At 67.1% G+C, this 25,356-nt stretch carries 28 protein-coding genes; 7 read left to right on the top strand and 21 right to left on the bottom strand.

All coding sequences use genetic code 11. The features are described 5' to 3' along the window. Positions 1 to 51: 51 nt before the first annotated feature. The 4 genes from BMZ19_RS04475 to bacA form a co-directional block, all read right to left on the bottom strand. Positions 52 to 2,097, bottom strand: a complete 2,046-nt coding sequence (locus tag BMZ19_RS04475) for a flotillin family protein (RefSeq protein ID WP_090307498.1) — start codon at positions 2,095 to 2,097, stop codon at positions 52 to 54. Between the two features lie 24 nt (positions 2,098 to 2,121). After that, a complete protein-coding gene (locus tag BMZ19_RS04470; protein ID WP_090307495.1) occupies positions 2,122 to 2,760 on the bottom strand; it encodes an OB-fold-containig protein in 639 nt (212 codons plus the stop codon). 72 nt (positions 2,761 to 2,832) lie between these two features. Next, positions 2,833 to 3,534: a PspA/IM30 family protein gene (locus tag BMZ19_RS04465; protein WP_090307492.1), complete on the bottom strand. Its 702-nt coding sequence runs from the start codon at positions 3,532 to 3,534 to the stop codon at positions 2,833 to 2,835. Continuing rightward, positions 3,531 to 4,163, bottom strand: a complete 633-nt coding sequence (bacA, locus tag BMZ19_RS04460; RefSeq protein WP_090307489.1) for a biofilm formation regulator BacA — start codon at positions 4,161 to 4,163, stop codon at positions 3,531 to 3,533. Before bacA ends, BMZ19_RS04465 begins: the two co-directional genes overlap by 4 nt. Positions 4,164 to 4,315: 152 nt before the next feature. Between bacA and BMZ19_RS04455 the strand changes: the two genes are divergently transcribed. From BMZ19_RS04455 to BMZ19_RS04435, 5 genes are all read left to right on the top strand, one after another. After that, positions 4,316 to 5,515 carry a CaiB/BaiF CoA transferase family protein gene (locus BMZ19_RS04455; protein WP_090307486.1) on the top strand — a complete coding sequence of 400 codons (1,200 nt, stop codon included), beginning with the start codon at positions 4,316 to 4,318 and terminating at the stop codon, positions 5,513 to 5,515. Between the two features lie 89 nt (positions 5,516 to 5,604). Continuing rightward, positions 5,605 to 6,270 (top strand): helix-turn-helix transcriptional regulator, encoded by a 666-nt coding sequence (locus BMZ19_RS04450; protein WP_090307483.1) that lies wholly within the window; start codon positions 5,605 to 5,607, stop codon positions 6,268 to 6,270. A 123-nt stretch (positions 6,271 to 6,393) separates the two neighbouring features. After that, entirely contained in the window at positions 6,394 to 7,215 is an 822-nt protein-coding gene (locus tag BMZ19_RS04445; protein WP_090307481.1) for a molybdenum cofactor biosynthesis F family protein, read from the top strand. Then, positions 7,208 to 8,005, top strand: a complete 798-nt coding sequence (locus tag BMZ19_RS04440) for an SDR family NAD(P)-dependent oxidoreductase (RefSeq protein ID WP_090307478.1) — start codon at positions 7,208 to 7,210, stop codon at positions 8,003 to 8,005. Before BMZ19_RS04445 ends, BMZ19_RS04440 begins: the two co-directional genes overlap by 8 nt. Beyond that, the gene (locus BMZ19_RS04435; RefSeq protein ID WP_090307475.1) at positions 8,002 to 8,790 is read left to right on the top strand and encodes an SDR family oxidoreductase; all 789 of its coding nucleotides are present in this window, start codon (positions 8,002 to 8,004) and stop codon (positions 8,788 to 8,790) included. The genes BMZ19_RS04440 and BMZ19_RS04435 overlap by 4 nt, the downstream gene beginning before the upstream one ends. A gap of 100 nt (positions 8,791 to 8,890) precedes the next feature. Here BMZ19_RS04435 and BMZ19_RS04430 read toward each other — a convergent pair whose 3' ends face one another. Next, on the bottom strand, positions 8,891 to 9,196 hold the full coding sequence (locus BMZ19_RS04430) for a lipopolysaccharide assembly protein LapA domain-containing protein (RefSeq protein WP_090307471.1): 306 nt from the start codon (positions 9,194 to 9,196) through the stop codon (positions 8,891 to 8,893). 38 nt (positions 9,197 to 9,234) lie between these two features. Then, positions 9,235 to 9,519: an integration host factor subunit beta gene (gene ihfB, locus BMZ19_RS04425; protein WP_090307468.1), complete on the bottom strand. Its 285-nt coding sequence runs from the start codon at positions 9,517 to 9,519 to the stop codon at positions 9,235 to 9,237. Between the two features lie 189 nt (positions 9,520 to 9,708). Between ihfB and BMZ19_RS04420 the strand changes: the two genes are divergently transcribed. Beyond that, positions 9,709 to 10,374, top strand: coding sequence for a COG3650 family protein (locus tag BMZ19_RS04420; RefSeq protein WP_090307466.1), 666 nt, complete (start codon positions 9,709 to 9,711; stop codon positions 10,372 to 10,374). Between the two features lie 62 nt (positions 10,375 to 10,436). On the opposite strand, the gene BMZ19_RS04415 is transcribed toward BMZ19_RS04420, so the two are convergent. The 7 genes from BMZ19_RS04415 to BMZ19_RS04385 all read right to left on the bottom strand — a co-directional run bounded on the left by BMZ19_RS04415 (position 10,437) and on the right by BMZ19_RS04385 (position 16,900). Next, positions 10,437 to 10,775 (bottom strand): Na+/H+ antiporter subunit G, encoded by a 339-nt coding sequence (locus tag BMZ19_RS04415; RefSeq protein ID WP_090307463.1) that lies wholly within the window; start codon positions 10,773 to 10,775, stop codon positions 10,437 to 10,439. An 8-nt stretch (positions 10,776 to 10,783) separates the two neighbouring features. Next, positions 10,784 to 11,053 (bottom strand): K+/H+ antiporter subunit F, encoded by a 270-nt coding sequence (locus BMZ19_RS04410; RefSeq protein ID WP_090307460.1) that lies wholly within the window; start codon positions 11,051 to 11,053, stop codon positions 10,784 to 10,786. Then, entirely contained in the window at positions 11,038 to 11,538 is a 501-nt protein-coding gene (locus BMZ19_RS04405; RefSeq protein ID WP_090307458.1) for a Na+/H+ antiporter subunit E, read from the bottom strand. The genes BMZ19_RS04410 and BMZ19_RS04405 overlap by 16 nt, the downstream gene beginning before the upstream one ends. Beyond that, a complete protein-coding gene (locus BMZ19_RS04400; RefSeq protein ID WP_090307454.1) occupies positions 11,535 to 13,043 on the bottom strand; it encodes a monovalent cation/H+ antiporter subunit D in 1,509 nt (502 codons plus the stop codon). Before BMZ19_RS04400 ends, BMZ19_RS04405 begins: the two co-directional genes overlap by 4 nt. Next, positions 13,040 to 13,369, bottom strand: coding sequence for a Na+/H+ antiporter subunit C (locus tag BMZ19_RS04395; protein WP_090307451.1), 330 nt, complete (start codon positions 13,367 to 13,369; stop codon positions 13,040 to 13,042). The genes BMZ19_RS04400 and BMZ19_RS04395 overlap by 4 nt, the downstream gene beginning before the upstream one ends. Next, positions 13,369 to 16,167: a monovalent cation/H+ antiporter subunit A gene (locus BMZ19_RS04390; protein WP_090307448.1), complete on the bottom strand. Its 2,799-nt coding sequence runs from the start codon at positions 16,165 to 16,167 to the stop codon at positions 13,369 to 13,371. Before BMZ19_RS04390 ends, BMZ19_RS04395 begins: the two co-directional genes overlap by 1 nt. A 271-nt stretch (positions 16,168 to 16,438) precedes the next feature. Next, positions 16,439 to 16,900 carry an outer membrane lipoprotein gene (locus tag BMZ19_RS04385; protein ID WP_090307443.1) on the bottom strand — a complete coding sequence of 154 codons (462 nt, stop codon included), beginning with the start codon at positions 16,898 to 16,900 and terminating at the stop codon, positions 16,439 to 16,441. 99 nt (positions 16,901 to 16,999) lie between these two features. On the opposite strand from BMZ19_RS04385, the gene BMZ19_RS04380 reads away from it, so the two are divergent. Then, a complete protein-coding gene (locus BMZ19_RS04380) occupies positions 17,000 to 17,239 on the top strand; it encodes a hypothetical protein (RefSeq protein ID WP_090307439.1) in 240 nt (79 codons plus the stop codon). A gap of 26 nt (positions 17,240 to 17,265) precedes the next feature. On the opposite strand, the gene pdxH is transcribed toward BMZ19_RS04380, so the two are convergent. From pdxH to tilS, 8 genes are all read right to left on the bottom strand, one after another. Continuing rightward, a complete protein-coding gene (gene pdxH, locus BMZ19_RS04375) occupies positions 17,266 to 17,913 on the bottom strand; it encodes a pyridoxamine 5'-phosphate oxidase (RefSeq protein ID WP_090307436.1) in 648 nt (215 codons plus the stop codon). A gap of 85 nt (positions 17,914 to 17,998) precedes the next feature. Further along, the gene (locus BMZ19_RS04370; protein WP_090307433.1) at positions 17,999 to 18,727 is read right to left on the bottom strand and encodes an OmpA family protein; all 729 of its coding nucleotides are present in this window, start codon (positions 18,725 to 18,727) and stop codon (positions 17,999 to 18,001) included. A gap of 189 nt (positions 18,728 to 18,916) precedes the next feature. Continuing rightward, the gene (ispD, locus tag BMZ19_RS04365) at positions 18,917 to 19,633 is read right to left on the bottom strand and encodes a 2-C-methyl-D-erythritol 4-phosphate cytidylyltransferase (RefSeq protein WP_090307430.1); all 717 of its coding nucleotides are present in this window, start codon (positions 19,631 to 19,633) and stop codon (positions 18,917 to 18,919) included. Beyond that, the gene (locus BMZ19_RS04360; protein ID WP_090307428.1) at positions 19,630 to 19,908 is read right to left on the bottom strand and encodes a septum formation initiator family protein; all 279 of its coding nucleotides are present in this window, start codon (positions 19,906 to 19,908) and stop codon (positions 19,630 to 19,632) included. Before BMZ19_RS04360 ends, ispD begins: the two co-directional genes overlap by 4 nt. Positions 19,909 to 19,983: 75 nt before the next feature. Then, the gene (gene eno / locus BMZ19_RS04355) at positions 19,984 to 21,273 is read right to left on the bottom strand and encodes a phosphopyruvate hydratase (protein ID WP_090307425.1); all 1,290 of its coding nucleotides are present in this window, start codon (positions 21,271 to 21,273) and stop codon (positions 19,984 to 19,986) included. Between the two features lie 135 nt (positions 21,274 to 21,408). Next, positions 21,409 to 22,254 carry a 3-deoxy-8-phosphooctulonate synthase gene (kdsA, locus tag BMZ19_RS04350; protein WP_090307422.1) on the bottom strand — a complete coding sequence of 282 codons (846 nt, stop codon included), beginning with the start codon at positions 22,252 to 22,254 and terminating at the stop codon, positions 21,409 to 21,411. 2 nt (positions 22,255 to 22,256) lie between these two features. Continuing rightward, positions 22,257 to 23,891 (bottom strand): CTP synthase, encoded by a 1,635-nt coding sequence (locus BMZ19_RS04345; protein WP_090307419.1) that lies wholly within the window; start codon positions 23,889 to 23,891, stop codon positions 22,257 to 22,259. A 104-nt stretch (positions 23,892 to 23,995) separates the two neighbouring features. Continuing rightward, positions 23,996 to 25,312 carry a tRNA lysidine(34) synthetase TilS gene (gene tilS / locus BMZ19_RS04340; RefSeq protein WP_090307417.1) on the bottom strand — a complete coding sequence of 439 codons (1,317 nt, stop codon included), beginning with the start codon at positions 25,310 to 25,312 and terminating at the stop codon, positions 23,996 to 23,998. Between the last annotated feature and the right edge of the window lie 44 nt (positions 25,313 to 25,356).

Raw genomic sequence — 25,356 nt, 5'->3', positions numbered from 1 at the left:
TGCTCCTACAGGGTGGCATGCGGCCCCGGGCCGGGGCCGGGGCCGCCGCGGTCAGGCCGGGGTCTTGTCGACCGGCGCCGGGACACTCTTGGCCTCGGCGGCCTTGCCGGACATCAGTCGCGCCAGCACGTCCTGGACCACCGGGCTCTTGCCGACCACGCCCTCGATGGCCTTGCCCACCGACAGCGACTTGGCGAAGGAGTTGAAGAAATCGCCCTCGCCGCCGACGATCTCGATCTTCGCCTTGGACAGCGCGGCGGACAGCACCTCGGCCTGCTCCTTGGCGATCTCCTGGTTGGCGGCAATGCCGGCCATCGAGGCCTCGAAGTCCTTCTCCAGCTGCATGCGGAACTCCTCGTGCTGGCGGGCGCTGTCGCTGAGCTCGTCGAGGGCGCCGAACTTCTTGCCCAGGCCCTCGGCCTCGGCATTGAAGCGCTGCAGCAACACCTCGGCCTCGGCCAGGCCGAGGTCCTTGGTGGCCTTGGCCTTGGCGCTGCCCAGTTGCTCCTCGCCGCGCGCCTGGGCGCCGAGCTTCTCCTCGAGCACCTTGGCCTCGGCCAGGCCGTCCTTCTCCTTGGCCTGCGCCTGGGCTTCGATGATGCGCGCCTCGGCCAGGCCCTTCTCCTGCGCGCCACGCGCTTCGGCAATCAGCTGCTCGGCCTTCACGCGCGCGTCGGCCAGACCTTCCTTCTCCATGGCCGCCGCGGTCACCTCGCGCACCCGCGCATCGGCCAGCCCCGGCGCGGCGCGCTCGGCCTCGATGCCCTCGGCCAGTTTCTTCTTCGCCTCGGCCTGCTTGGCCGCGGCTTCCAGTTCGGCCTGGGCCAGGGTGTTGATTTCCACCGCCTTGTGCCGCGAGCGGGTCTCGTCCGCTTCGGCCTGCTTGACCTGGCGCACCAGCTCCTGCTCGGCCTCGGCCTGGGCATTGAGCACGGTGACCTGCTTGAGGCGTTCGGCCTCGGACACTTCACGCACCTCCTTGATGCGCTCCTCCTCCTGGGCCACGGTCTTCTCCACCGCCACCCGCTCGCGGATCACGCTGGCGATGTTCTTGCGCTCTTCCTCCAGGGCCTTTTCCTTCTCGATGCGCTGCAGCTCGACTTCGCGCTCGCGGGCGACGATTTCCAGATCCTTGGCACGGGTGACCTTTTCCACCTCGATCACCACCGCACGCTGGCGGTTCTGCTGGGCCACTTCCACCTCGCGCTGGTGGTTCTCGGCGCGGATGTCCAGCTCCTGCTGGGTCTGGATGCGCGCCTGCTCGGCCTTGAGGCGCTCCTCCTCCTGCACCTTGAGGGTCTCGGCCTGCTCGCGGGCACGCAGGGTGGCGATCTCGCGCTGCTGGCGCGCCTCGGCGTCGGCCTGCTGGCGTTCCAGGGCCAGGGTCGCCTCGCGGGTCTCGACGTTCTTCTTCTTGATCGCCAGCTCCTCGTTGCGCTCCAGATCGTTGGTGATCACGTTCTGCGCCGCGGTCAGCTCGGTGATCTTGCGGATGCCCTGGGCGTCGAGAATGTTGGTCGGGTCCAGCGAACTCTTCGGCGTCTGCTCCAGATAGTCGATGGCCACGTCTTCCAGCACGTAGCCGTTGAGGTCGTTGCCGATCACCTCGACGATGCGGTCGCGGAAGTTCTGCCGCTCCTCGAACAGCTGGACGAAGTCGAAGCGCTTGCCGACGGTCTTCAGCGCCTCGGAGAACTTGGCGTTGAACAGGTCGTTGACCGCGCCGCGGTCGGAGGCACGCTCCGCACCGATGGCCTTGGCCACCTTGAGCACGTCCTGCTGGGTCTCGTTGACGCGCAGGTAGAAGGCCACGGTGATGTCGGCGCGCAGGTTGTCCTGGCAGATCAGGCCGTCCTTGCCGCGGCGGTCGATTTCCAGGGTGATCAGGGAGATCTGCATGAACTCCTTCTTGTAGATCACCGGGTAGACCAGCGCGCCGGTGAAGTGCACCTTGGGCTGCGCCGACATGTCGTTGACGATCAGCGCGGTGCCCTGCGGGACCTTGATGTAGAAGGCCTTGAACAGCACGAAGAAGCCGAAGATCAGCAGGAAAACCACGCCAACCCCGATGGCGAAGGGCATCAGAATCTCGAACATACAATCATCTCCTTGATAGGCGGCTCAGAGGCCCTTGAATTCGTCTTCGCTGACCACCCGGTAGGCATGCTCGCCTTCCAGATACTGCAGCAGCACCACGCGGTCGCCACGCTTGAAACCCTGCGCCGCGTCGGCGCGGACGCGCAGGATCAGCCCGGCGCCCTGGTCGTCCAGATCGGCCTCGCCGAACTGCGCGGTCACTGTGCCGCTGCGCACCCGCGCCACCTGACCGAGCAGCGACCGCGCGCTGGGCGCCTCGACCTTGCGGAACAGCCGGCGCAGCGGCCGGCACAGCGCAGCGGTCAGCGGCACCGCTGGCAGCAGCGCCAGGGCCGCCACCGCCACACCCAGCGGATAGCGCAGCCAGCCCAGCGGCAGGTGGCGCAGCAGCAACAGCTCGATGAAGTAGCTGGCGAACCAGGCGAAGAACACCAGCAGGGTCAGCACCAGGGTGACCGGCACCCCGCCCAGGCCGAGCTTGAGCAGCAGGCCGGCCAGGCCCTCCAACTCCGGGCCCTCGCCGTCGGGGGCGAAGTCGCCGTCGAGCACGTCAACCTCGAGGATGCCCAGCGCGGCGACCAGCCAGTAGAGAATCGCCACGCTCAACAGGAAGCTGAACAGCGCGGTGGGAAACGCCAGGGCGCTTTGCAGGAAGAGTTCCATCGTGTTCCATCCCTGAAACCGGAAAGGCCGCGCGCAGGGTGGATCGGCGCGCGGCGAGGCCTTGCGTGAGCGTCAGGAGGCGTCTTGCGCTGCCTTGCCCTTCAGCCGTGCCAGCACGCTGGCGGCACTGGCGCTGTCCGGCACGATGCCGGCAGCGCGCAGCTTGCCTTCGAGGCTGTCCTGCGGCTGCTCGGCGGCCAGTTCGGCCTCGGCCTCCAGGCGGGCGCCGCGCTCGGCCTGGCGCTGCTTGATGCGCTCCAGCGACTCCACCGCAGTGTGCAGCTTGGCCTGCGAGCCACCGTGCCTCTGGGCCACGGCAAGCTGGGCGCGCTGCACAGTCTCGGTGGCCTTGACCGTGTCGACCTGCTGCTTGAGGCGTCTGATGTGGCCCTCAGCCTGGCTCACCGCCTGGCGCAGACGCGCCACGCTGGCGGCGAAGCCCGCGGCCTGCTCGCGGTCGACGGCCAGCTCGGCCTCCAGGGCGGCGATTTTCTCCGCCACCTCGGTGGCCAGCGCCTCGTTGTCGGCGGCCAGCGCCTTGAGCGCGTACTGCTCGTACTCGGCGACCTTGGCCTCGCCCTTGCTCACCCGCTCGGCGGCCAGCTTCTGCTTGGCCATGATCTCCGCCAGCGCTTCGCGCGACTGGCGCAGCTCCTGATCGGCGTCGCGGATTTCCTGGTCGAGGATGCGCAGCGCCTGGCTGTCCGCCAGGGCCTCGCCCACTTCGTTGGCACCGCCGCGCAGGGCGGTCAGCAATTTGATCCAGACGTTCATGCGCGACTCTCCTCGACGCTGGGGATCAGGAAACCTTCGTAGGCTTCGGTGGCCTTGATCACGTTGTCGGCGAGCATCTCGATCTCGCACACCACGCTGGCCAGCTCCGAGGCAGCGCTCAGGGCACCGAACATCAGGTAGCAGCTGCGGCCGTCAGGCAGGGTTTCCAGACCGATGCTGGAAAGCGGGAACAGCTTGTGGGTGCGCAGCACCTCATCATTGAAGGCCGCCGGATCGCGCACGTCCGCCTGCGGCCAGAGCAGCGCCTCGACCACGATCTGCTCGCCGAACACGGCGAGAAACAGTGGCAGGTCGCCATACTCGTGCAGGGTCACATGCAGACTGGGCTCGGCGCCCTGCAGCAACTCCATGCTCGCTCGTCCGTCCCTGAACAGATCGGCCTGTGCCAGCGCAGCGCACAGCTCGCCGGTGGTCCATAACCTGGACATGCTCATACCTCCCTCCTCCCTTGAGGCCAGGCCCTCGCCGGGCTGGCGCAGTTTGCGTTCCATGGCCGCGAGCACTGCGGCATGCTCGGGGCGTATCCACACTTCCTTCTTCACCAGGCCCTGCTCGCGCAGGCGCTGGCGGTACAGACGCTGGTAGTACGCCGACGATTTGCTGTCCATGCCTTGAGGCTAGAACATCACATGTGTGATAGCCATGTCTTACATGTGGGATTTTCGCCAAGCCGCGCACAGAATCGGCACAAGGCTTCAGCCCCTCGCCGCAGCACGCGCAATCGCCTAGGCTTGGCCATCCCTTCCGCCACGGAGTCACCATGTCCCTGCCCGCCAAACCCCTCGCCGGCCTCAAGGTCATCGAACTCGGCACCCTGATCGCCGGGCCGTTCGCCTCGCGCATCTGCGCCGAGTTCGGCGCCGAGGTGATCAAGATCGAGTCGCCCGACGGCGGCGATCCGCTGCGCAAGTGGCGCAAGCTGTACGAGGGCACCTCGCTGTGGTGGTTCGTGCAGGCGCGCAACAAGCAGTCGCTGACCCTCAACCTCAAGCACCCGGAGGCGCAGGCCATCCTCAAGCAGCTGGTGGCCGAGGCGGACATCGTCATCGAGAACTTCCGCCCAGGCGTGCTGGAGAAACTCGGCCTCGGCTGGGACGTGCTGCACGCGCTCAACCCGAAGCTGGTCATGGTGCGCTTGTCCGGCTTCGGCCAGACCGGACCGATGAAGGACCAACCGGGCTTCGGCGCGGTGGGCGAGTCGATGGGCGGGCTGCGCTACATCACCGGCTTCGAGGACCGCCCGCCAGTACGCACCGGCATCTCCATCGGCGACTCGATCGCCGCGCTGTGGGGGGTGATCGGCGCGCTGATGGCGCTGCGCCACCGCGAGGTCAACGGCGGCCAGGGCCAGGTGGTGGACGTGGCGCTGTACGAGGCAGTGTTCGCCATGATGGAGAGCCTGGTTCCGGAGTTCGACGTCTACGGCTTCATCCGCGAGCGCACCGGCAACATCATGCCCGGCATCACCCCCTCCTCCATCCACACCACAGCCGACGGCAGGCACGTGCAGATCGGCGCCAATGGCGATGCGATCTTCCGGCGCTTCATGCTGGCCATCGAGCGCAGCGACCTGGCCGAGGACCCGAGCCTGGCCGACAACGCCGGGCGCGATGCGCGGCGCGACGAGCTGTACGGGGTAATCGACCGCTGGGTGCAGTCGCTGCCGCTGGATGAGGTGCTGGCGGTACTGCAGCGGGCCGAGGTGCCGGCCAGCCGCATCTACAGCGCCGAGGACATGTTCTCCGATCCGCAATTCCTCGCCCGCGACATGCTGCAGAGCGCGCGCCTGCCAGACGGCAAGGAGTTCAGGATGCCCGGCATCGTGCCGAAGCTCTCCGAGACCCCCGGCAGCACCGAATGGATCGGCCCACAACTGGGCGAGCATACCGCCAGCATCCTGCAGCAGCTCGGCTACGACGCCGAGTGCATCGCGGGCCTGAAGGCACAAGGCGCCATCTAGCCGTCCATCCCCGGTCGGTTCCGCCGACTGGTATTACCCGCGCCGGGAACGGTATCGTGGTGGCGCCCCACGGCATGAGGACTACCGCCATGCACGCCAACAACTCCGACGAACTGGGCCAACGCTGCCTGCAGGCATTCACCCAGCTGGTCCCCGCCGCCGTGAGTGCCTTCTATCGCATCGACGCACAGCTGGAGGCCTGCGACTTCCAGCTGCATCGCATGCGCGCGGACATGCACGACAGCTACCTCGCCCACTATCGCCATCTCGATCCGCTGCAACCGCGTCGCTGCGTGGCCACCGGCCTGCCGGTGGTGCCCCTGCAACTGGGCATGGCCCGGCAAAGTCTCCGGGAAACCCGGCAGTACCAGGGCTTCCTGCAGCAGCACGGGATGATCGACGTGGTGGAAATCATCGCCAGCGCCAACGGTCGCCCGCTGGCCGGACTGTCCATGTTGCGCAGCGCCGAACAGGGCCACTTCAGCCCGCACGAGCTGAGCAACCTGCAGGCCCTGCAGGGCCTGCTGGAAATGGCCGCCCGCGCCCTCCCACTTCCCGCCGCCCACCCGGCACTGGCGTCGCTGACCCCGCGGGAACGGGAGATCGCCCTGCTGCTGCGCGAGGGCATCAGCAACAAGCTGCTGGCCAGGGAGCTCGGCGTCGGCCTGCCCACGGTGAAGACCCACCTGATCAACCTGTTCCGCAAGCTCGGGGTCAGCAGCCGCACCGAGCTGGTCGGCACGCTGTTTCTCTGAATCGCAGCCACCCGCCGCTCGACCGCGCAGCCACGCGTCCATCTCAACCTTCCGGTTGATAGGCGCGCCGCGCCCTGCCCGCCAACATGACTCGGCCTTTCAACAACAGCCGAGGATTTCCCCATGAACACCCAATCCGACTGGATCACCGTAGGCGCCCTGGCCGAGGGCTTCGCCCCCGAGGCGTTCATCCTGCCGCAGCTGGCCGACCTGGCCGGCGAGCACTTCACCCTGCATTTCGCCAACGGCTGGGTGATCGACCACCGCTTCGAGGCTGACCGCCTGAGCTGGAGCGCCGCGGACGGCCACTCCACCGGCAGCGCGCCTTACCGTGCCACCTCGGTACGCCCGGGCATCTATCTGGTCGACTTCATCAAGAGCGAGAAGGGACAGGACTGGTCGATCAGCCTGGTCATGGACATCCTGACCCAGTCGTTCACCGCGGTGATCGGCCGCATGCCTGAGGAAGCCGACACTCGGGAAGGCCTCTACGCCCGCGCCCTGGCCGGCAAGAACCTGACCTCCGTTGAGGTCGAGTTCTATCACGGCAGCCTGGACAAGCCCTGGCAGGACGGCGCCTGCCCACACGCATTGAGCCGCGAGCTGGTGGGCATGCGCAACCTGTACCGCTACAGCCCCAGCGAGGTCTACGAGCACATCTACCTCAACGACAACTTCTACAGCTGGCAGTGCCTCAAGGGCGTCGAGCAGGGCCTATGCGACACCGACCGCTGCCACTACTACAAGATCGCCGACCAACTGTACCTGTTCGTCTGGCGCGAAAAGATCGTGCCCACCCTCGGTCTGGTCATGATCGATCTGCAGGCCCACCGCAGCGACGGCAAGATCTTCGGCTACGCCGGGGGCAGCTTCGACGAGCTGGCCAACTTCCCGGTGGCCTCCCACTGCAGCATCCTCAACATCACGGAGTACCCGAATGACTGAGCTGCGCACCATCGTCATCACCGGTGCCGGAACCGGCATCGGTGAGGCCTGCGCCAGGCGCTTCGCCGCCGAGGGATGCAACCTGGTGCTGATCGGCCGACGCCGCGAGCCGCTGGAGCGGGTTGCGGCCGAGACCGGCGGCCAGGTGCTGGTCGGCGACGCTGCCAGCAGCAGCGCCTGGGCCGGCTTCATCGAGCGCATCCGCGAGAGATTCGGCGGCATCGACGCCCTGCTCGCCTGCGCCGGCGGCCATGGCCTGGGCAACGCCACGCAGACCAGCGACGACGCCTGGCAAGCGGCCCTGCGCAGCAACCTCGACAGCGCCTTCCACAGCGCACGCGCCTGTCTGCCGCTGCTGAGCGAGCGCCGCGGCAGCATCGTGCTGCTCGGCTCCATCGCCTCCCTGGCGGCGGGTCCGGAAGTCTGCGGCTACACCACCGCCAAGCATGCCCTGCTCGGCCTCAACCGCTCGCTGGCGCGCGACTACGGCCCCAGGGGCGTGCGGGTCAACTGCGTGTGTCCCGGCTGGGTGCGCACGCCGATGGCCGACGAGGAGATGCAGTCGCTGATGCAGCACCACGGCGAAAGCCTGGACGCCGCCTATGCCCGGGTCACCGCCGAGGTGCCGCTGCGCCGCCCGGCCACCGCCGAGGAGATCGCCAGCGTGTGCCGCTTTCTGATCAGCGCCGAGGCGTCGATCATCACCGGCGCGACCATCGTCGCCGACGGCGGCTCGAGCATCGTCGACGTGCCGACCCTGAGTTACGCCCGCATGGAGGATGGCCGATGACCCGCTTCGACTTCAGCGGGCAGACCGTGCTGGTCACCGGCGGCGCCCAGGGCATCGGCCGGGGGATCGTCGAGCAGTTCGCCGCCAGCGCCGCGCAAGTGCTGATCGCCGACCTGCGCCAGGCGGAAGCCGAGGCGCTGGCGAGCACACTCCAGCAGCGCGGCCAGCGCGCCCACGCGCTGGGCGTCGACCTGGCGGAGCCGGCGGCGGTCGAGGCACTGGTCGCCGGGATCGACCGGCAGTTCGGTCGGCTGGACGTGATCGTGCACAACGCCGGCTATTTTCCGCTCACCGATTTCGCCTGCATCACCCCGGCGATCCTCGAGCGCACCCTGGCGGTCAACCTCGGCGCACTGTTCTGGCTGACCCAGGCCGCCCTGCCGCTGTTCGAGCGTCAGGGCGGCGGCTGCGTACTGGTCACCTCGTCGGTCACCGGCCCCCGCGTGGCCTACCCGGGCCTGACCCACTACGCAGCCTCGAAGGCCGGGGTCAACGGTTTCATCCGCAGTGCCGCCCTGGAGCTGGCACCCAGAGGCATCCGGGTGAACGGGGTCGAACCGGGGATGATCCGCACGCCCGCCATGGACAACCTCGGCGATGCCGAGCTCAGTAGCCGGATAGCCGGCCGCGTGCCGCTGGGGCGACTCGGCGAACCGGCCGATATCGCCGGAGCAATGCTGTTCCTGGCCTCGGATGTTGCCAGCTACATCACCGGCCAGACGATCGTCGTGGATGGCGGCGCTACCTTGCCGGAAACCACGATTCAACTGGACGGGGCAGCCTGAAAAAACGGGGAGGGAGAATCAGAAAGAGGACAGGAGGCGCCATTCCGGCGCCATCCACGTCATCGGCACGCTGCGCGCGGGCCGCAGCCCTTTGGCCAGCCTACTGGCTCTTGGCGGAAAGCTGCTCGCGCAGGCTGTCGAGTTCCTTGCGGCAACGGCCGAGTTCACTGCGATTGCGCGCCAGGGCGAACTTGAGTCGGGCGCGCAGGTAGAGGCTGAGCAGCACGCCGGCCAGGCCGCCAGCGATGAAGCCCATGGCGACGAAGAAGGCCACCGGCAGCTCCGGGCTTTGCAAGGTCATGAACTGCAATCGCGCCTGGCTCTGGTTCTCGAGGATGAATACCAGGGTAACCGCCGCCACCAGCAGAGCGGCGGCGACAACCAGAATGCGTTTGATCCAGAGCATGTCGATTCCTCAAACAGGTACAGCCGACGGAACCCAGGTCATTGCAGCTCGTTGACGCGGTCGCGCAGTTCCTTGCCAGGCTTGAAGTGGGGGACGAATTTGCCATCCAGACGCACCGACTCACCGGTTTTCGGGTTGCGTCCGACACGTGGCGCGCGGTAGTGCAGGGAGAAGCTGCCGAAACCGCGAATCTCGATGCGGTCGCCCGCGGCGAGGGCATGCGCCATCTGCTCGAGCATGGTCCTGATGGCCAGCTCGACATCGCGCGACGACAGTTGCCCCTGATGGGTAACGATGCGTTCGATCAACTCCGACTTGGTCATGGTTTTCCCTTGTGTTTCAAGCGGCTAGATCACTTCTTAAATGGTTTTAGCATGCTCCGCGGGGTTTGACCAGCCCATTGCTATTGACAGCGCAAGGCCGTTGTGAAAACGCGTGTTTCCACCCACCGCGGCTTGTCGCCGCAAATGCCGACGATTACCGTGGCAGCCATTCTGCTATGGAGAGTTGTCATGCGTATTGCACCCGTGCTGGCCCTCGGCCTGCTCCCCCTACTGGGCGGCTGCCAGTGGCTGCCGTGGACGGCGGAACCCTCAGCGCCGACTCCGGTGCGCCTGCAGGGCGAGCTGAGTCGCGCCGGCGAGATGCTGATGCTGGTCACCTGCAACCAGCAGCATCGGCTGCTGCTGCTCGACGCCGGCCAGCTCGGACTGGACGAGGCCGCTGTGCGGCTGCAGACAGGCTCGACACCGCTGTTCGCCGATCTCGGTGGGCAGCTCGATGCCGCCCCGCAGAGTGGTGATGGCCTCTACGCCGTCGAGCGGCTGTATCGTCTGCAGGCCGAGGGGCGTGGCTGCGACGACGCCAGCTTCAAGCGGTTGATCGTGCATGCCAGCGGCAACGAACCGGGCTGGTCGGTGCGGGTGAGCGGCGGCGGCATGGTACTCGAGCGGCCGAACGCACCACCGCTCGCCCTGCCCTATCTCGAGGAAAGCCTGCCGGACGGCAGGCTGAGCTTTTCCAGTGAGGCCGACGGCCAGCGCATCGAGCTGTGGCTGACCCCGGAGCGCTGCGAGGACAGCATGAGCGGCACCGTCAGCCACCTGCAGGCCCGCCTGCGCGTCAACCGCGAGGCACCGCTGAGCGGCTGCGCCGCACTGGGCGGCGCGCGCAACTGATCCCACGGCACGCTGCGGACAATTGCCGGCCGCTGGCTCAGCTCAGCAGCGCAATACGCGGCTCACTGCTGCCAGGGCTTGCCGCGCGTGCTGTCGTGCAGGCGCAGCTTCTGCTGCATCGCCGCCTTGGCCAGCACGTGGGCGCTGACCGGGGCGGTGATAAACAGGAACAGGGTGATCAGCAGCTCGTGCAGGCTCAGGCTGCCGTTGCGCGCGCTGAAGTAGATCATCGAGGCGATCACCATGCCGCCGACGCCCAGGGTGGTCGCCTTGGTCGGCGCGTGCAGGCGGGTGAAGAAGTCCGGCAGGCGGTACAGGCCGATGGCGCCGATCAGGGCGAACAGGCTGCCGGCGACAAGGAACAGCGCCACCAGCGCCTCGATCCAGGGATTGAGCGGCATGGTCTACCTCACTCGATGATGTCGCCGCGCAGCAGGTACTTGGCCACCGCGACGGTACTGACGAAACCCATGACCGCGATCAGCAGCGCGGCCTCGAAGAACAGCCCGGAGCCGAGCCAGATGCCGAACAGCACGATCAGCGCCAGGGCGTTGATGTACAGGGTATCCAGCGCCAGCACCCGGTCCGGCAGGTCCGGCCCCTTGATCAGCCGCACCACGGTCAGCAGCACGGACAGGCTCATGAGCACCAGGCACAGCGGGATCACGTAGTCGAGCATGCGAAGATCTCCTTCAGCGGCGCCTCGTAGCGGCTCTTGATCGACGCGGCCAGCTCGGCCTCGTCGCCCACGTCGAGGCCATGCACCAGCAGGGTGCGCCGATCGTCAGACAAGTCGGCCGAGACCGTACCGGGCGTCAGGGTAATGACGCTGGCGAGGATGGTCAGCGCCAGTTCGTCATCCAGCTCCATCGGCACCTCGACGAAGGCCGGGTGCAGGCGGCGGGTCGGGCTGAGGATCAGTCGCGCCACCTGCAGGTTGGCGACGGCGATGTCGCCCACCACCATCAGCAGGAAGCCGACCAGCTTCAGCGGCCGACTGACCCGCGGCGTGCGCACCCAGAACGCCTGGGTCAGTTGCGGAATGGCCCAGCCGAGAAAGCCGCCCAGCAGCCAGTGGCCGATGCCGAGGTCGTTGACCAGCAGCAGCCAGGTGGCCAGCAGGAACAGGCTGAGCAGGGGATGGGGCCAGCAGCGCGCCATCATTGGCCACCTCCGTGCAGGATCAGGGTCTGGTAGTCCTCGACGTCCTTGAGCTGGAGCACCGTGGCGTCCAGATAGCCGGTCACCGGCTGGGCGAACAGCACCAGCAGCGGACTCAGCGCCAGCAGGCCGACCGCGGCGAACAGGCGGCCGCCGTCACGCTCGGCACTGCCGAGGGTGATCCGTCCGGCGCGCCAGAACAGCACGCTGCCGGCGCGACTCAGCGCCACCAGGCTGCCCAGGCTGCCCAGCAGCACCAGCGCCCACAGCCAGGCGCCGTCCATGCCCGGTGGTACCGCGCGCAGCAGCATGAGCTTGCCGAGGAAGCCGGAGAACGGCGGCAGACCGACGATGCCGATGGCGCCGAGGAAGAACAGCCCGCCGAGCAGCTGCGGTTGCAGCAGCGCCGGCCCCGCTTCCAGGCGCACCCCCTTGCCGCCGCGCTGGCGGGCGATCATGTCGCTGAGCAGGAACATGCCGCCGGCAATCCAAGTGCTGTGCAGCAGGTAGTACAGGGTGGCGCTGAGCGCCTGCGGCGTATCCAGCGCCACGCCGGCCAGCAGGGTGCCGACCGAGACCACCACCAGGTAGGCCAGCAGGCGCGACAGACTGCAGGCGGCCAGCGCCCCCAGCACGCCGAGCACCAGGGTCAGCAGAGCCAGCGGCCACAGCCATTCCTGGGCCAGCTGGGTGAGCAGCCCGGCGCGCTCGCCGTAGATGAGGATGAACACCCGCAGGATGGCGTAGACGCCCACCTTGGTCATGATCGCGAACAGCGCCGCCACCGGCGCACAGGCGCTGGCGTAGGCGCGCGGCAACCAGAAGTACAGCGGCAGCATCGCCGCCTTGAGGCCGAACACCACCAGCAGCAGCAGACCGGCGGCGCCGAGCAGGGGCGCCTGCTGAGGACCGGCCTCGGCCACGGCGCGCGCCAGGTCGGCCATGTTCAGGGTGCCGGCGATGCCATACAGCAGGCCGAGGGCGATCAGGAACAGCGAGGAGCCGACCAGGTTGAGCACCACATAGTGCAGACCCGCCCTCACCCGCTCGGCCCCGCCGCCATGCGCCAGCAGCGCGTAGGAGGCAATCAGCAGGATCTCGAAGAACACGAACAGGTTGAACAGGTCGCCGGTGAGGAAGGCACCGTTGATGCCCATCAGCTGGAACTGGAACAGCGCGTGGAAGCTGGCGCCGCGCTGATCGTCGCCACGCACGGCGTAGAGCAGCGCGAACAGCGCCAGCAGCGCAGTCACCAGCAGCAGCAGCGCGCTCAGGCGGTCGAGCACGAGGACGATGCCGAAGGGTGCCACCCAGTTGCCCAGGGCATAGACCTGCAGAGGCCCGGTCGCCGCCTGCGCCACCAGCACGCCGGCCAGCGGCAGCAGTGCGAGGGTGGCGAGCAGCGACAGGGTCCGCTGCCCGTTGATGGCGAGCAGGCGGCCGCCGAGCAGCAGCAGGCAGCCGCTGAACATCGGCAGCAGGATCGGCAGGATCAGCGCGTGATTCATGGCCTGCGCTCCTGGCCGTCGACGTGGTCGGTCTTGGTCTCACCGACACTGCGCAGCGCCAGGACCACGACGAAGGCGGTCATGGCGAAGCCGATGACGATGGCGGTCAGCACCAGCGCCTGCGGCAGCGGATCGGTATAGCTCTGACTCTGACCGATGATTGCCGGAATACCGGTACTCAGCCGGCCCATGGCCAGCAGGAACAGATTGACTGCGTAAGAGATCAGGGTCAGGCCCATGACCACCGGAAAGGTCCGCGCACGCAGCAGCAGGTACACGCCGCTGGCGGTCAGGATACCCAGGGTGAGGGCGAACAGCGCCTCCATCAGACCACCTCCTTGCCGGGGTCAGGCTGGGCCAACTGGCCCAGGTTGGCGAGAATCAGCAGGGTCGCGCCGACCACGGTCAGGTACACTCCCAGATCGAACAGCATCGCCGTGGCCAGCTCGAACTCGCCGACCAGCGGCAGGTGGAAATGACCGAACGAGGTGGTCAGGAACGGATAGCCGAACAGCCAGCTGCCCAGGCCGGTGAGACCGGCGACGAACACGCCGAGACCGGCCAGGCGGTGGTAGTCCAGCGGCAGCCGCGACTGCGTCCAGCGCACGCCACTGGCGATGTATTGCACGATCAGCGCCACCGAGGTCACCAGGCCGGCGATGAAGCCGCCGCCCGGCAGGTTGTGACCGCGCAGGAAGATGAACACCGAGACCAGCAGGGCCAGCGGCAACAGCACCCTTGAAAGGGTGGCGAGGATCGGCTGATGCCGCTCGCGGCCCCAGTCGCGGCCCTCGGCATCGACCGCCGGCGGCGGCAGGCGCAGCCCCTGCAGCAGGGCATGGATACCGATGCCGGCGATTGCCAGCACGCTGATTTCGCCGAGGGTATCGAAGCCGCGGAAGTCCACCAGGATGACGTTGACCACGTTGGCGCCACCGCCGCCCGGCACGCTGTTGTCGAGGAAGAAGCCGGCGATGCTCTCGTAGGGGCGGGTCAGCACGGCGAAGGTCAGCAGGCCGACCACTCCCCCACTGGCGGCGGCGAGGATGAAGTCGCGGAAGCCGCGCAGGCTGCTCGACTCGCCGGGGGTCGCCGGCGGCAGGTAGTAGAGCGCCAGCATCAGCAGGATGATGGTGACCACTTCCACCGACAGCTGGGTCAACGCCAGGTCGGGCGCCGAGAAGCGCGCAAAGGCCAGCGACACCAGCAGGCCGACCACACTGAGCATCATCAGCGCGACCATACGCCGGCGGTGGAAGATCACCGTCAGCAGCGCACTCAGGCACAGCAGGACCAGGCCCAGGGCGGTCACCGGATCCGGCCGGGTCAGCGCCAGCGATCCGGCCAACTCCGGCAGCCCCCACAGACCGACGACCACCGCCAGCAGCGCAGCCAGCAGCATCAGCACCAGGTAGCGCTGCAGCGAGCCACTCTCGAGTATCCCGGTGAGGCGCTCGGCCACCGCCACCAGCTGGCGGACGCCCAGCTCGAACACGGCCTTGGCGTCGACATCCGGCAGCCCGGCATACCAGCGGAACAACGGCCGGCGGCTGGCGTAGACGATGATGCCGCCGATCAGGGCAATCACGCTCATCAGCAGCGGCAGGTTGAAACCGTGCCAGATCGCCAGGCTGTAGGACGGCAGCACGCCACCGACAGTCGCCGAGGCCGCGGTCGCCAGCAGCGGGGCGACGGTGTAGCCGGGCAGCATGCCGACCAGCAGGCAGAGGAACACCAGCACCTCCACCGGCACCTTCATGTAGCGCGGCGGCTCGTGCGGCGGGAACTTGGGCAGGTTGATCGGCTCGCCGTTGAAGAACACGTCATGGATGAAACGCAGCGAATAGGCGACCGAGAAGATCCCCGCCAGGGTCGCCCCGACCGGAATCACCCAGTAGAAACTGCCGAACAGGTGGTGCTCGAAGGCCAGCGTCTCGCCGAAGAACATCTCCTTGCTGAGGAAGCCGTTGAGCAGCGGCACTCCGGCCATCGCCAGCGACGCCACCATCGCCAGCGCCGCGGTATGCGGCATGTACTTGAACATGCCGTTGATGCGCCGCATGTCGCGGCTGCCGGTCTCGTGGTCGATGATCCCCGCAGCCATGAACAGCGATGCCTTGAAGGTGGCATGGTTGATGATGTGGAAGATCGCCGCCACCGCCGCCAGCGGTGTGTCGAGGCCGAACAGCAGAGTGATCAGGCCGAGATGGCTGATGGTCGAGAATGCCAGCAGGCCCTTGAGGTCGTGCTGGAACAGCGCCATCACCGCACCGACCAGCAGGGTCGCCAGCCCGGTGAGGGTGACCAGGTAGAACCACCACTCGGAACCCGCCAGTACCGGGTACAGGCGCGCCAGCAGGAACACCCCGGCCTTGACCATGGTCGCCGAGTGCAGGTAGGCCGACACCGGGGTCGGCGCCGCCATCGCATGCGGCAGCCAGAAATGGAAGGGAAACTGCGCCGACTTGGTGAACACGCCGAGCAGGATCAGGCAGAGCGTCAGCGGGTACAGCGTGTGGTTGCGGATGAAATGACCGGATGCAAGCACCTCGCTCAGCTCGAAGCTGCCGACGATGCTGCCCAGTAGCAGGATGCCGGCCAGCAGCGCCAGACCGCCGGCGCCGGTAACCGTCAGGGCCATGCGCGCGCCCCGGCGCGCGTCGGAGCGGTGCCCCCAGAAGCCGATGAGCAGGAACGACGACAGGCTGGTCATCTCCCAGAACACCATCATCAGCAGCAGGTTTTCCGACAGCACCACACCGAGCATGGAGCCCATGAACAGCAGCAGGAAGGCATAGAAACGCCCGCTGCGTTCGTTCTTGCCCAGGTAGTAGCGGGCATAGAGGATCACCAGCAGACCGATGCCGAGGATCAACAGGGCAAACAGGAAGCTCAGGCCGTCCAGACGCAGGCTGAGGTTGAGCCCCAGATCCGGCAGCCAGGGCTGTTGCAGGTAAAGTACCTCGCCGGCGAATACTGCCGAACGTTGCCCAAGCAGCAGTACAAGGCCCAGCAGCGGTGCCAGGGCTGTAGCAGCTGCGCACAGCGAGCGACCGTAGCGCTCGGTCAGCAAGGGCACCACGGCACCCAGCAGTGGCAGCGCAATCAGTAGCGCCAGCATCATCTCTTCCTCACTATTCCATTCCCATACCGACAGCCCTCCCGTTACCGCCCGCCTTGCAGAGGGCGACGACAGCGGTCGTGCTCACGTACAAAATGCCGGATTTAGGCCAAGGGGCACCCGTATCCCTGCACAGAAGCCGCACAGCATAATGCCCAGCGCGACTAGCGCCCCCGTAAAAATGTTTGCAAAGGTTTTAAGAGCACGATTGCCCGACTCTCGGCACTGGCCGAAAAGCCGGGCATGGGCAGGCTGGACTCAGCAGCAGTGGGCTTCAGTGAGCCACGCGGCTGGTGCCATTGACGGTCAGGACGCGGACCCGATCGCCGACGCGGAAGATTTCGCCTTCGGAGACTTCCTGCACGTAGGCGCGCATGGCGCCGTCGTCTTCACGGATGGTGATTTCCACGCCCTGGGTGCGGGTGAAGCCCTCTTCGGTCGCCGCGCCCAGCAGGCCACCGGCCACGGCACCGATCACCGCGGCCACGGCACTGCCACGGCCGCTGCCAACCGTGCTGCCACCGATGCCGCCGACCACGGCACCAGCGCCGGCACCGATCGGCGTCTTGGTTCCCTCGATGCGCACCGGCCGCAGCGCGGCGATGGTCCCCATGCGCACGGTTTGCACGGCGCGCGCCTCGTCGCGGCTATAGGTATCGCCAGTGAGCTTGGAAGCGCAGCCCCCTGCCGCGAGGGCTGCAATGGCCAGACCCAGGAACACTGCTGATTTGCGCATGACTGCTCTCCAATATACTTGTCGTCCCACCGGCCTCCCCGGCGCTTTTCCGCCGCGATGCGATCGGCTAGGGTGAGCACGCCTTCCAAGGAGCCCGATATGGACTACTTCATCATCTTCATTACCACTGTAACCGGTTTGTACTTCCACTGGTGGCTGTACAAGCGAATCCAGCGCTGGACCGACCGCGATCTGGCCTTGTCGCTGGCCGGCAACGACCCGGCCAAGCGCGACTACATGCTCGCCCGCCTGCAGGATGCCAAGAGCCAGGGCATCAAGCGCAAGGCACTGGCGGCATGGCTGGAGCAGGCTGCCGCGGCATATCGCCCGACCGCCTGACACGGCCAGCTCGGCGCCCGCGCTCGTCAGGGCGCCAGACGCTCGCGCAGCCAGCCGCCCTCCTCCAGGCGATAGTTGAGGCGGTCGTGCAGCCGGCTCGGTCGCCCCTGCCAGAATTCGATGCGCTGCGGCAGCAGACGATAGCCGCCCCAGTGCTCGGGACAGTGCGGCGCGGTCTCCATGAAGCGCTGCTCGGTTTCGGTCATCAGCCGCTCAAGCTCGCCACGCCCATCGATCACCCGGCTCTGCGGCGAAGCCCAGGCACCCAGGCGGCTGCCCAGCGGACGCACCTTGAAGTAGGCATCGGACTCTTCCGCCGTCACTTTCTCCACCACTCCCTCGATACGCACCTGGCGCTCCAGGGTCGGCCAGAAGAAGGTCATCGCGGCACGCGGATTGCTGAGCAGCTGCTCGCCCTTGGCGCTGTCGTAGTTGGTGAAGAAGGTGAAGCCGCGGGCATCCAATGCCTTGAGCAACAGCACGCGACAATGCGGCTGGCCCTCGGCATCGACCGTGGCCAGGGTCATCGCATTGGCCTCCACCGGCAGCTGCTCGGTCTGCACCGCCTCGGCGAACCAGCGGTGGAACAACGCGAACGGCTCCAGCGGCGCCAGCTCCTCGGACAAACCGTCCCGGGCATAATCGCGGCGCATGTCGGCAAGCGACTGGGTCATTGCAGAACTCCTTGAGCGATGAATGCTTCTAGCTTAACCGTTGCCCGGCCCTGCCGCACGCCAGCGACAAGGCCGACGACGCCACTCAACGCTCGTTCTGCGCCACCAGCGCCGACAGGCCGTCGCGCACGGTCACCAGCACCTCGACGCGTCGATTGCTGGCGCGGCCAGCGACGCTGTCGTTGGTGGCCCGCGGCTTGTCCGAGCCGACGCCACGCAGCAGCATGCGATCCCCTTTCAGTCCGCTCATGCGGAAAATCGACGCCATCGCCTGCGCCCGCTCCAGACTCAGCTTGCGGTTGAGCACGGCGTCACCACGGCTGTCGGCATGACCGACCACCAGCACCGCCATCTGCGGCTCTGCCGCGACCAGCTTGGCCAGCCGGCTCAGCGGCCCGAGGGTGACCGGCAGCAGCATGTGCGGGCGGTCCGGATTGAACGAGGGGTCGACCGGTGCCACCACGACCAGCACATCGCCACGCCGCTCGACCTCGAACTTGCTGCCCGCCATCGCACTGCGCAGGCGCTTCTCGTAATCATCCAGCCAGGCCTGACTGACCTTGGCGCTCTCGGCCTTGTTGGCCGTCTTGGTCTGGGCGGCCTTGTCCTTCTCCTTGTCCTTGCCGCCGAACGACCACCAGCTGCTCTCCTTTTCTGCCGGTGCAGTCTTCAACTTGTCGATCTGAGCTGCCTGCTCCGCCTTGCCCTGCTGCGCGCCACCCTCCTTCAGCGAAGTGGCGGCCGGATCGGACTTGCCGGCACAACCAGCCAGGGCAACACACAGGAACAAAGCTGCAGGTTTGAAGAGAGACATGATCAATTCCAGTTAAGCGAAACGAAATGCCGCTTGCAGGCGGCACCTTTCAAATCAAAGCCGGCAAAGCTACCAGCGCCCTTCGCTTCCAACCAGCCCGGCCGTCACAAACCAAGCCATCGCGATAGTTCAAGCATAGGCGCCGAAGGGAAATCGGGGGGAAATACCCGCACAACGAGCCGGGGAAATCTATTTGCCTGCGCGCGCAGCCCAACTCTGCCGCAACCACTCCAGATCCTCCGGGCGGGTGATCTTCAGGTTGTCGGCGCGCCCTTCGATCAGCCGCGGGGCGTGACCGGCCCACTCGAGGGCGGAGGCTTCGTCGGTGATATTGGCGCGCGACACCAGGGCATCGGCCAGACTGCGGTGCAACTGGCCAAGACGAAACATCTGCGGGGTATAGGCCTGCCAGATCACGCTGCGATCGATGGTTTCACGCACGCGACCATCCTTGCCGGCCCGCTTGAGGGTATCGCGCGCGGGCACGGCCAGCAGACCGCCCACCGGGTCCTCGGCCAGCTCGCCGAGCAGCAGGTTGAGGTCGTCGCGCGATAGGTTGGGCCGGGCGGCGTCGTGCACCAGCACCCAGTCGTCCTCGCGGGCGCCCAGGGTGAGCAGGTGCAGCAGGCCTGCGAGCACCGAGTCGGCGCGCTCGCAGCCACCGGCGGCACGCGCGATGCGCGGATCGCCGGAGCAGGCCAGCGCGGGCCAATAGGGGTCGTCTTCCGCCAGGCAGAGCACCAACCCCTTGAGGGTTGGATGGCCGAGAAAGCAGTCGAGGGTGTGTTCCAGCACCGTGCGCTCACCGAGGCGCAGGTACTGCTTCGGGCGATCGGCACGCATGCGCGCACCCACGCCGGCAGCCGGGATGACTGCCCAGAATTCGGGAAGGGGGGTCAGGCTCATTGGCTCAGCAGATACAGGGTTTCGCCGTCCTTGACCATGCCGAGCTCGTGCCGCGCACGCTCCTCGACGGTCTCCATGCCGCGCTTGAGCTCCACGACCTCGGCCTCAAGAATGCGATTGCGTTCGAGCAGCTGCTTATTCTCGCTCTTCTGCTCGGCAATCTGCGCCAGCAACAGACGGTTCTGGGTGATGCTGCCATCCCCATACCACAGGCGATACTGCAGACCGCCCAGCACCAGCAGGAGCACGACAAGCAGCCAGTGGGCTTTTTGCATTCGAGTCAGGCCCCCTATGAACAACAGCTGTTGGCGGCCGGGCACCCGAGGGCGACCCGACCGTCAGCAAACAGCTTAGCCGCGGAACTCGGCACGGCCCTTGTACGGCGCCTTGGCGCCCAGCTGCTCTTCGATGCGCAGCAGCTGGTTGTACTTGGACACGCGGTCAGAGCGGCACAGCGAACCGGTCTTGATCTGGCCGGCAGCGGTACCCACGGCCAGGTCGGCGATGGTGCTGTCCTCGGTCTCGCCCGAACGGTGCGAGATCACCGCGGTGTAGCCGGCGGCCTTGGCCATCTGGATGGCTTCCAGGGTCTCGGTCAGCGAACCGATCTGGTTGAACTTGATCAGGATCGAGTTGGCAATGCTCTTGTCGATGCCTTCCTTGAGGATCTTGGTGTTAGTCACGAACAGGTCGTCGCCGACCAGCTGCACCTTCTCGCCGATCTTGTCGGTCAGCACCTTCCAGCCGGCCCAGTCGGACTCGTCCATGCCATCTTCGATGGAGATGATCGGGTAGCGCTGGGTCAGCCCGGCCAGGTAGTCGGCGAAACCTTCGGCGCTGAACACCTTGCCTTCGCCGGCCAGGTCGTACTGGCCAGCCTTGAAGAACTCGCTGGAAGCGCAGTCCAAGGCCAGGGTGACGTCCTCGCCCAGCTTGTAGCCGGCGTTGGCCACGGCTTCGGCGATGGCGGCCAGGGCGTCTTCGTTGGAGGCCAGGTTCGGCGCGAAGCCGCCCTCGTCGCCGACGGAGGTGCTCAGGCCACGGGCCTTCAGCACGGCCTTCAGGTGATGGAAGATCTCGGCACCCATGCGCAGGGCATCGGCGAAGGTCTTGGCGCCGACCGGCTGGACCATGAATTCCTGAATGTCGACGTTGTTGTCGGCATGCTCGCCGCCGTTGATGATGTTCATCATCGGTACCGGCATGGAGTACTGGCCGGGGGTGCCGTTCAGGTCGGCGATGTGCGCGTACAGCGGCACGCCCTTGGCCTGGGCTGCAGCCTTGGCGGCGGCCAGGGACACGGCGAGGATCGCGTTGGCGCCCAGAATGGCCTTGTTCTCGGTACCGTCCAGCTCGATCATCGCCTGATCCAGCGCTTTCTGCTCGACCGGGTCCTTGCCCAGCAGCAGCTCGCGGATCGGGCCGTTGACGTTGGCCACGGCCTGCAGCACGCCCTTGCCCAGATAACGGCTCTTGTCGCCATCACGCAGTTCCAGCGCCTCGCGCGAACCGGTGGAAGCACCGGACGGCGCGCAGGCGCTGCCGATGATGCCGTTGTCGAGGATCACGTCGGCTTCTACGGTCGGGTTACCGCGGGAATCCAGGACCTCACGGCCTTTGATGTCGACGATTTTTGCCATTGCTGGTAGTACTCCAGAGGGTTTGACGAACACGGTTGCCACCCTTGCGGGCAGGTGCCGCAACGGCGGCAACCGGGAGGAAACGGATCGGGCGCCCACGGTGGGCGCCCGCCACTTTACCGCAAGCCGCTGCCCTCAGGCAGTCTCGAGCGGCGGGAAACGCTTGACCAGGTCGTCCAGCGCCTTGAGCTGGGCGAGGAACGGCTCGAGCCGGTCCAGGCGCAGCGCGCAGGGACCGTCGCACTTGGCATTGTCCGGATCCGGATGGGCCTCGAGGAACAGACCGGCCAGACCCTGGCTCATGCCGGCGCGCGCCAGCTCGGTGACCTGGGCACGGCGACCGCCGGCGGAGTCGGCACGCCCGCCCGGCATCTGCAGGGCATGGGTCACGTCGAAGAACACCGGGTACTCGAACTGCTTCATGATGCCGAAGCCGAGCATGTCGACGACCAGGTTGTTGTAGCCGAACGAGGAGCCGCGCTCGCAGAGGATCAGTTGGTCGTTGCCCGCCTCCTCGCACTTGCGCAGGATGTGTTTCATCTCCTGCGGGGCGAGGAACTGGGCCTTCTTGATGTTGATCACCGCGCCGGTCTTGGCCATGGCCACCACCAGGTCGGTCTGCCGCGACAGGAAGGCCGGCAACTGGATGATGTCGCAGACCTCCGCCACCGGCTGCGCCTGGTAGGGCTCGTGCACGTCGGTGATCACCGGCACGCCGAAGGTCTTCTTCACTTCCTCGAAGATCCGCATGCCCTCTTCCAGGCCAGGACCACGGTAGGAAGTGATCGAGGAGCGGTTGGCCTTGTCGAAGCTGGCCTTGAACACGTAGGGGATGCCGAGCTTCTCGGTGACCCGCACGTACTCCTCACACACCTTCAGCGCCAGATCGCGCGACTCCAGCACGTTCATGCCACCGAACAGCACGAACGGCAGCTCGTTGCCGATCTGGATGTTACCGACGCGGATGATCTTCTGCGCCATGGTCAGGCCTTCTTCGCTTCGTGCTGCTTGAGCGCGGCGTTGACGAAGCCGCTGAACAGCGGGTGGCCGTCACGCGGGGTGGAGGTGAACTCCGGGTGGAACTGGCAGGCGACGAACCACGGATGCTGCGGCGCCTCGACCACCTCGACCAGCGCGCCGTCGCCGGAGCGGCCGCTGACGCGCAGACCGGCTTCCTGCAGTTGCGGCAGCAGGTTGTTGTTGACCTCGTAGCGGTGGCGATGACGCTCGACGATCACGTCCTTGCCGTAGCAGGCATGCACCGTGGAGTCACGCTCCAGCTGGCACTCCTGGGCACCGAGACGCATGGTGCCGCCCAGGTCGGAGCCTTCGCTGCGCTGCTCGACGGCACCGGTGGCGTCCTGCCATTCGGTGATCAGGCCGACCACCGGATGGGTGCTGGCGTGGTCGAACTCGGTGGAGTTGGCGTCCGTCCAGCCCAGCACGTTGCGCGCGTACTCGATCACCGCCACCTGCATGCCGAGGCAGATGCCGAGGTAGGGGATCTTGTTCTCGCGGGCGTACTGCACGGCGGTGATCTTGCCTTCCACGCCACGCAGGCCGAAGCCGCCCGGCACCAGAATGGCATCGACGTCCTCGAGCAGGCCGGTGCCCTGGTTCTCGATGTCTTCCGAGTCGATGTAGCGCAGGTTGACCTTGGTGCGGCTCTGGATGCCGGCATGGCTCATCGCTTCGATCAGCGACTTGTAGGCATCCAGCAGTTCCATGTACTTGCCGACCATGGCGATGGTGACTTCATGCTCGGGATGCAGCTTGGCGTCGACCACGCGGTCCCACTCGGACAGGTCGGCCGGCTCGCACTCCAGCGCGAAGCGCTCGACGACGATGTCGTCCAGGCCCTGGGCGTTGAGGATGCCCGGAATCTTGTAGATCGTGTCGGCGTCCGGCAGGCTGATCACCGCACGCTCTTCGACGTTGGTGAACAGGGCGATCTTGCGCCGCGAAGACACGTCGATGGCGACTTCCGAACGGCAGATCAGCACGTCCGGCTGCAGGCCGATGGAGCGCAGCTCCTTGACCGAGTGCTGGGTCGGCTTGGTCTTGGTCTCGCCGGCGGTGGCGATGTACGGCACCAGGGTCAGGTGCATCAGCATCGCGCGCTTGGCGCCGACTTCGATGCGCAGCTGGCGGATCGCCTCGAGGAACGGCTGCGACTCGATGTCGCCGACGGTACCGCCGACTTCCACCAGGGCGACGTCGGCATTGCCGGCGCCCTTGATGATGCGGCGCTTGATCTCGTCGGTGATATGCGGAATCACCTGCACGGTGGCGCCCAGGTAGTCGCCGCGGCGCTCCTTGCGCAGCACGTTCTCGTAGACCCGGCCGGTGGTGAAGTTGTTGTCCTGGGTCATCCGCGTGCGGATGAAGCGCTCATAGTGGCCCAGGTCGAGGTCGGTTTCCGCGCCGTCATGGGTGACGAACACTTCACCATGCTGGAACGGACTCATGGTCCCCGGATCGACGTTGATGTAGGGGTCGAGTTTCAGCATGGTGACCTTCAGCCCCCGCGCCTCCAGGATAGCCGCCAAGGAAGCCGAGGCGATGCCTTTCCCCAATGAAGAAACAACACCACCCGTGACGAAGATGTAGCGCGTCATGAAAAACCCTAGAAGTTTGCGTTTAGGCGGTAAGCCGCCGGGGAATGCGAAGGGAGGCCGAAAGCCTCTTGAAGACGGGAGAATAGTTTACGGCAAAGCCCTTTTCAGCTCAAACCCGGACCGCCGGTCGGCGGCAACCAGCGCAGCCGCAGCGGCGTTGCGACAGCCATCTGCAGCTGCGGGAGATTGGCCACCGCGACCAGCGCCTCGCCCGCATACAGCAGCGGCAGACGCCCGCGCACGAAGGCCGGCAGCGCGCTTTCCTGCAGCAGACGCTTGAGGTCGCGATGGCCACGAGCGGGCAGATCGAGCACCTCGCCACCCTGGCGGTAGCGGATCTGCAGTCGCCCCTCGGGCACCTGTCCTTCCAGCCTAACCTGGCCATTGCCCGGCAGCGCCAGCGGCTGCTCCGGTGCCAGCCAGTCGACCACCGGCTCCGCCGGCGGCAGCAACCAGTCGCCGCTCAGCCACCACAGCCGTCCGCCGGCGCGGCGCAGCTCGCCGCCCGCCAGACGCCAGAGCGGCGCGGCATCGACCGCGGCGTCGCGCAGGTCACGCCAGCCGGCCCAGTGCTCGCGCTCGGGCGGCAAGGTCAGCGCACGCAGCCACTCGCGCAGGGCATTGCGCTGGCGCGCCTCGGACAGCGCCAGCAGCGGCGCCAGCTGCAGCGACGGCAGCCTCAGCCAGTCCGGCTGTGCCGGCGCAGCGGCCGCCTGCAGATCGAGCGCGGCCAGCTCGCCGAGCAGCGCAGCGGCCTCGGCCAGCTGCTCGGCATCGCGCGCCAGCACGGCACTGACCGCCGGCCAGCACTGGGTCAGTCGCGGCAGGATCTCGTGGCGCAGGAAGTTGCGCGCCAGGCGCGTGTCGCGATTGCTCGGATCCTCGATCCACTGCAGCCCCTGCGCCCGCGCCCAGGCCTCCAGCTCGGCGCGAGCGACACCCAGCAGCGGACGCAGCAGGGTTCCGCTCGCCAGCGGCCGACTTGCCGGCATCGCCGCCAGCCCGCGCACGCCGGCGCCGCGCAGCAGGCGCAGCAGCAGGGTTTCGGCCTGGTCGTCGCGATGCTGCGCCACCAGCAGCACATCGCCCCCCCCCAGCGCTTCGGCGAAGGCCGCATAGCGCGCCTCGCGCGCCGCCTGCTCGATACTGGCGCCGGCGGTGACCTGCACATGCCGCACCACGAGCGGGATATTCAGCGCGGCGCACTGGGCACGGCAGTGCTCGACCCAGGCGTCGGCGACAGCCTGCAGGCCGTGATGGACATGGATGGCGGAGATCGGCGGCAGCGCCTGCCGCTCGCGCAGACGCGCCAGCAGGTGCAGGAGGACGGTGGAGTCGAGGCCCCCGGAGAAGGCGAGCGTCCAGCCCGGCGCCTGGCGCCAGGGTTCGAGAGCGTGCAGCAGGCGGGTTTCGAGAGACATCGGGGCAACCCCGGAGAGATGCAGTCTGAAGCCCCTCCCCCAGG

Source organism: Pseudomonas linyingensis, from assembly GCF_900109175.1.
Classification (GTDB): domain Bacteria; phylum Pseudomonadota; class Gammaproteobacteria; order Pseudomonadales; family Pseudomonadaceae; genus Geopseudomonas; species Geopseudomonas linyingensis.
Note: the sequence above shows the minus strand (reverse complement) of the source record. Positions and strands in the feature narration are given on the sequence as shown.